Consider the following 6,354-nt stretch of genomic DNA (forward strand, 5'->3'; position numbering starts at 1 on the left):
AAAATTGCGGCCTGTTTCGCCTGAATATCTACGAGCCCCTGGCCTTTCCGGCCAGAGAAACTTAACGTGACAACACCGCATAAAGCGTTTCGTCGCCGTCCGCATCGGACCAGCCCTCCGCCAGCGCGAAGGTTCCGTCCGTGGCCAGATTGAACCATTCGTCCTCAAAACCGCTGGCCGAATAGACATGATCGCCGATCATGGTCACGTCGTTGCCACCAACGCCGTCGCTGTCTGTATCGGTCCTCTCGGCAACCGGGGTGACGGTAACGTTCACGTCCCGCGAGACCGTCTGAGTATCGCTAACAATAGCGCCGTCCACCGTGCTGCTGTCGGTCGTCTCAATCGACAAAGCGATCGTCTCGTCCGCGCTGCTATGGGCGGGCGGGCGGATCGTGAACGCGTCGAGAATGGTCTCTCGCGCAGCTTCGTTCAGAACCGTACCAGTATCAGGATCCGAGTTGAACGTGATCGTTCCGGTGGTGCCCGAAAGCTCATAGGTCCAGCCTGAGGACGACGCCGGCTCGGTAACTGTCCAGCCTGTCGGCACCTCGAATGATACCGAATTGATGACTTCGGAGCCCGAGCCCGTGTCGGTCACGGCGACGCGTGCGAGGAAGGCGATTGCTGTATCCTCGGGGCCGCTGACATTGCCCGCCGTCACATCACCGGCGACCGGCGTGACATTAAGGTTCAGCGTCACGGAGCTGGTGTCAGTCAGGGGGGTGGGCGTGGAATCGCCGTCGGTATCGCGTGTGGTCAGCGTCACCGTCACAGCATCCATGTCACCGCTGAAGTCCGAGGGAGGCCGGATGACGATGTTCGGCGTTGCGGTGAAGCTGTTGCTTTCAGCCGACGTAACCGTACCGGCAGCGTTGGCCGTGTAGTCGGTCCCGTTAATTGTGACGACCGTACCGGCCGGCAGACCACTGATAGTATAGGAATATAGCTCGCTGCCATCGGTGTCGTTGCCGGGATTGGCGTCAGTGCTGGTCAGCGTGGCTGACAGGTAGTCGGACAGGTCGATCGAACTGTCTTCTCCGAAAGTCAGTTCGGTCTGGCTGGTCGCAAGATCCGCCCCGTCGGTCGCGGCATACACTTCTACCGTGACGATCTGGTTGCTGCTTCGTCCAGGAACGCCGTCCAGCACATCGCCGTTGGCATCGACTTCATAACTAGTGGCGACCACCTCGACGCTGAAGTTCCTGTGGTCTTCAGCGGCGGGATTAGCCTGGATCGCCGCATATTCGGCCGAAGTCATGTGATAGACACCAGCCGCTGGGTTTGCGGCCGGCACATCGTTAATGTGCGGAACGTCCGTGAGGACGATGGTGACCGTGCCGTCAACGGCCGTTAGTTCTGTTCCGTTCAACATGAGCGTGGCGCCGGCCGCGCCGGCGCCTGCGATGGTCAGGGTGATTGCGCCAAGACGTTCTAGATAGTCGTTCGTGCCGGTAACAGTGTCGGTGATGACAGGGGGCACCAAATCGAGCGTAGCGGGTTCGTCCTCGTCCGTGCCGACCATCTTGGTCGCCTGCAGGCCAGGCGCATCGGAGATCTTGGCGATCTCGAGCGTCAGTTGCTGCTCGACGGAACTCCCGCCGCCGGATTCCGCCATGACATAGGTAATGGTTGGAACCTCACCGGAGTAGTTGTGCGCGGGCGAGAAGCTGTAGTCGCCATTATCTTCGATGGTGAGTGTGCCTATATCATTGCCCAGCGCGTCCTGGAGCGGAACGGTATCACCTGGCCCAAAGACCTCGTCAGTGCCGTCACCATCGACATCGATGCGGAATTCGGATACCGTAAGGATATCGTCGACGTCAGTGACGTAGTCCTGAAGCGTACCCGTCCGATCGCTGTCTTCGGTCACCGGGACAGTGGCGTCGCCCGTACCGGCGACATCATCGTTCGATCCGTTGACAATAACGGTGATGACCTCCTCGCTGTAGGCGCCATGCTCGTCGGTTACGCGAGCAGTGAAGGTTTCCGTCCGGGTTTCACCATTGTTGAGGGCCTGGGTCTCAGGCCGGCTATTGTCGAGCGTATAGGTCCATTCGCCGGTCACCGGATCGATGCCAATCGTGCCGTAGGTGCCGTTGGTGGTCGCGACAGACCACGTCTGTGACGCGCCATCATCCACGTCGGAAGCTGCCAGCGTGCCGCCGGTCGTGGCATCCTCGCCCGGATTGCCGGTCCCCTGCTCGGTCACATCGCCGGTCGCGTCAGCAGAGGTAGAGGTGATCTCCGGCTGATCGTTGGTCCCGGTAATCGTGATGGTCAACGTGCTGGTGCTGGTCGCGCCGTTGGCGTCTACCGTCGTATAGTTGAACTCTTCGGTGACGGTCGCGCCCTGCGCGAGCGCCTGTGTATCGGGATCGTCGTTATCAAGCGTGTAGGTATAGGTGCCATCGGCATTCAGTAGCAAAGAGCCGTAGGCGCCCGTCAGGGCCGAGCCAACAGCGCCCGTCGAACCGCCAAAGCTGACGTTGCTGACGGTCAGCGTGGCGGTTTCGCCATCGTCCACGTCGGTGTCGTTGACCAGAACATCGCCGGTGGATTCCAAAATGCCCGGCACAGCGGTGTTGCCGCCGTTCTCGACGCCCGCCTCGGTGACCGCGCCCGAGTCGGCATTGGCCACTGGCCGATCGTTGGTGCCGGTGATGGTGATGGTGACGGTACGCGTCTCCGTGCCGCCGTTGCCGTCGGCTACCTGCACCTCATAGGTCAGGGGCACGCTGTCGCCTTCGTTCAGCGCCTGCGTCGCAGGCAGCGTGTTGTCCAGGATATATGTCCAGTCGCCGGTCGCCGGATCGATGCTGAACTCGCCATAGGTGGCATTTGGCGCGCCGAGCACGCTCCAAGTCAGAGTATCGCCGTCCGCGTCGGTTGCCGTAAAGCTGCCCGAGGCGCTCGGCGTACCAGGAACCGACGTACCATCATCGAGATGGCCGGCCTCGATCACGGATTCGAACTGGTTCGGCTCAACTATTACCGGCGTATCATTGACCGGAGTGACGGTGATGACGAGATTGGCGGTGTCGGTGCCGCCTTCACCATCAGTGACCGTATAGGTTACGTTCGGGACCGTGCCGTTCCAGTCGGCATCTGGCGTGAAGGTGTACGCGCCGTCACTACGAAGTGTGAAGGTGCCGACGCCGTCGATGGTGGCCTCATCACCAGCATTGTGGCTTTGGCCGTCCACCGTGAATTGTGTGACGCTCAGGCTATCGCCGTCAGGGTCGCTATCGGCGACATCGCCGGCACCGCCGCCGGTCAGCACATTGCCACTGACCGGCGTGTCCTCGGTCGTGGTGGCGGAATCATCGTTGGCGGTCGGGATGGGGTTCGTCACCGTCCAGGTGAAAGTCTGGTCCACCGATGCGCCGTCGCCATCGGTGGCCGTCACGGTCACGGTGTGAACACCGCTCGCGCCGCCCTGGCTCGCGGAATTGTCGATCGTGCCGCTAATCACGCCGGTTTGTGGGTCAATTGTTAGCCCATCGGGCAGACCGCTGGCATCGTAGGTCAGCGTGTCGCTGTCGATGTCCGAGAAGAACGACGTGACATCCAGTGGGGTGATACCGTCCGCGTCCTGGTCGCTCTGATCGCCAATCGTGCCCTCGGCCGTCGGAGTATCATTGACCGGAGTGACGTTGATGACCAGATCGGCGGTGTCGGTTCCGCCTTCGCCGTCGCTAATCGTATAGCTGACAGTCGGCACCGTGCCACTCCAATCGGCGGCGGGGGTAAAGTTATAGACGCCGTCGCTTCCAAGCGTGAATGTGCCGGCACCCGCAATCACGACCTGGTCGCCCGGTGCATACGTTGTGCCGTCGATGACGAACTGCGTCACGCTCAGAGCATCGCCGTCAGGATCGCTGTCGGCAACGTCACCTGAGCCTCCGGTGCCAAGCACATTGCCGCTGACGGGCGTATCCTCGGTCGTGGTCGCAGCATCGTCGTTGGCAATCGGTGCAGGATTGGTAACAGTCCAGGTGAAGGTCTGGTCGACGGTTCCACCGTTTCCATCGCTCGCGGTTACGGTGACGCTATAGACACCGGTCGTGCCGCCCTGGCTGGCCGAAGGATCGATTGTGCCGCTGATGATGCCGGTTAGTGGATCGATCTCCAGTCCCTGGGGCAAGCCCTCGGCTGTATAAATCAGTGTAGCGTCGTCCTCGTCCGAGAAGAAGGCGCTGACGTCAAGCGAGGCGACGCCGTCCGCATCTTCGTTGCTCTGATCCGCGATCGTGCCGGTCGCCTCTGGCGGTTCGTTTGTCACAGTGACAGTAACTGTGGTCGTCTCTTCTTTGCCGCCGCTTGTCACCGTGTAGGTGTAGCTGTCGCCGCCTACATAACCATCGTCAGGCGTGTAGGTGATCGTCCCGTCGTCGTTGATCGTCACCGTGCCATGCGCGCCCGGCGTCACCTGGGTGATTGTGGCATCGCCGTTCTCGAAATCGTCGTTAGCGAGAACAGAGGTCGTCACCGGATCACCGGCATGCGTTGTCACCGCGTCGGGCACAATGTCGTCGCCAGGCGTCACCTCGATGTCCAGCGTGCTGGTCGTCGTGCCACCCTCTTTGCCGTCGCTGACCGTATAAGTGACGGTCGGCACATTGCCATTCCAGTCCGGCACAGGCGTGAAGACATAGCTGCCGTCGCCGTTGACCGTGATCGTGCCGACGCCGGGAATGTCCGCGGTTTCTCCGGGACCATAAGTATTCCCGCTGACCTCGAAGCCGGTGACGGTGATCGGGTCACCGTCGGGGTCGGTATCGTTCGTCAGCAGATTGCCCCTGACCGGAGTGTCTTCTGGTGACATGACGGTTTCTGGCAAGGCTACCGGCGGAATGTTGGACGATGAATCGTCGTCCCCTCCACCAGAAGCTGCGACCGCCAGACCGCCAGCCAGAAGGCCTGCCCCTGCCAAAAGCGGGAGAAATGGTATCGGCGCAGCAGCACTCTCTTCGATTTCCGCAATGTCAAACCCCGTCCACTCGTCGCCATATTGTGCCCACCAGGTGACGTCATTCCCGTCCTCAAATACGAGGTCATTACGGCCATCGGCAGTTACGACGAAGAAATTTTCGATCACCAGGATCCGGCCATCGTCCAGCACCAGTACGAGGTCGTTTCCGTCCCGCTCAAAACGCGCAACGTCTTCGGGCCCGATCTGCATTTGAACCACACTCGGCGCCTTGAGTGTGATGCGGTTTCCGTCGAAAGTTTGGGACGCACCGTTCTCTGCCTTCGGAAATACCGCTGCTTTCATGTCAATCACCTGTCTGGAATATTCGGGTTAGCTGCGCCTCGCAGCGCGCGTAACGATTACTGCGTGAGGACACATGTATGTCGGCGGTCGCCTGTTCATGTTTGTTAATGTTGAGAGTTCAGCCGGTTTCAGCTGCACGTCGTCGCGCATCGTGCTCATTCCTGAAGAGCGAACATTTCAGCGTATGCGCCGTCTCTGTCCCATTGATTTGGCGTGTTTTTATTGAGTGACGTTTCTGCCAGAAGGTCTTTGGCAACAGCTGGAGATTTTGGATGGTAGATGGCGATGGGTTTGCCGGGCGTTTAGACATTGTCGATCCTCGGGGCGGCTACCGACGCTGGACGACGGAGATGAAAGCACGGATTGTCGCTGAAAGTCTTCATCCTGGGGCTCGGGTTGTGGAAGTTGCACAACGCTATGATCTGAGTGCGAACCAGCTTTCTTACTGGCGCAAGCAGGCGCGTGATGGCCATCTGATCTTGCCAGCAGAGTTGATGCCGTCGGTGCCGGATGTGGAAGGTTGTGAACCTGCGTTTGTGGCGTTGTCGATTGCGGATGAGCCGGAGATGCCTGCCGTTACCTCGTCAATGCCAGAGACGGCGGTGGCAACAGCAGGGATTGTGACGATAGAGATAAATGCCGATCTCGTGGTGAAGGTGCCGGGTGATGTGCCTGTCAGTCGGGTCGCGGCTTTGGTTGGTGCGCTACGAGGATTGGCATGATCGTCGCGGGCCAACGACTGCCCATCCTGATTGCCACGCAGCCGGTGGACTTTCGCTGCGGTCATCAGGCTCTGGCCTTGATGGTGCAGACTGAACTGAAGCTTGATCCGCATTCCGGGATCACGGTGATCTTCCGGTCGAAGCGCGGCGACAGGCTGAAGATTTTGGTGTGGGATGGCACCGGACTGGTTCTGACATATAAAATTCTTGAGAACGGCATTTTTGCCTGGCCCAAAGTACAGGATGGAACAATGCGCCTTTCAAGGGCTCAATATGCGGCTTTATTTGAAGGTCTCGATTGGCGTCGCGTGATGGCGCAGCGCGTGACGCCGCCCTCTGCTGCGGGGTGATCTT

3 protein-coding genes are annotated in these 6,354 nt (G+C 60.1%); 2 read left to right on the top strand and 1 reads right to left on the bottom strand.

Features of this window, described 5'->3' with window-relative positions; all coding sequences use genetic code 11:
- Positions 1-61: 61 nt before the first annotated feature.
- Entirely contained in the window at positions 62-5,278 is a 5,217-nt protein-coding gene (locus tag HWD97_RS23840; RefSeq protein ID WP_371835769.1) for an Ig-like domain-containing protein, read from the bottom strand.
- Positions 5,279-5,550: 272 nt separating this feature from the next.
- Between HWD97_RS23840 and HWD97_RS23845 the strand changes: the two genes are divergently transcribed.
- Together HWD97_RS23845 and tnpB are read left to right on the top strand one after the other, a co-directional pair.
- Entirely contained in the window at positions 5,551-6,000 is a 450-nt protein-coding gene (locus tag HWD97_RS23845) for a transposase (protein ID WP_122066947.1), read from the top strand.
- Positions 5,997-6,350, top strand: coding sequence for an IS66 family insertion sequence element accessory protein TnpB (gene tnpB, locus HWD97_RS23850; RefSeq protein WP_122066948.1), 354 nt, complete (start codon positions 5,997-5,999; stop codon positions 6,348-6,350). The genes HWD97_RS23845 and tnpB overlap by 4 nt, the downstream gene beginning before the upstream one ends.
- The last annotated feature ends 4 nt before the right edge of the window (positions 6,351-6,354 follow it).

It is taken from the genome of Ochrobactrum sp. C6C9 (assembly GCF_022627935.1).
Lineage (GTDB): Bacteria > Pseudomonadota > Alphaproteobacteria > Rhizobiales > Rhizobiaceae > Brucella > Brucella teleogrylli.